The sequence below is a fragment of the Tetzosporium hominis genome (assembly GCF_002265435.1).
Classification (GTDB): domain Bacteria; phylum Bacillota; class Bacilli; order Bacillales_A; family Planococcaceae; genus Chryseomicrobium; species Chryseomicrobium hominis.
Window position 1 is genome coordinate 1 of record NZ_NOKQ01000198.1, and the last position, 264, is coordinate 264.

Annotated in this window: 1 protein-coding gene; it reads left to right on the forward strand. The window is 44.3% G+C overall.

The window, feature by feature from the left end; all coding sequences use genetic code 11:
• The coding region (locus tag CF394_RS07060) for a PTS glucose transporter subunit IIA (protein ID WP_207761696.1) at positions 1 to 197 on the forward strand (197 nt) is incomplete at its 5' end.
• Between the last annotated feature and the right edge of the window lie 67 nt (positions 198 to 264).

Here is a 264-nt window from a genome sequence, read left to right on the forward strand (position 1 = left end):
ATGTCGGCATTGATACCGTCAAATTGAGCGGGGAAGGCTTTGAAGCACATGTGACGAGCGGACAAGCCGTCAAACAAGGCGAACTGCTTCTTACATTTGATCTCGATTACATCAAGCAGCATGCCGCATCCGCTGTGACACCGGTTATTTTCACAAATGTATCTGAAGAAGATATGAAGCACATTCAAATGAAGTAAGAAAGTCCCCCCTGATGCGGGGGACTTTTTCGCCAACATAATGAAAGCGCTATCAAAATAAAATTTG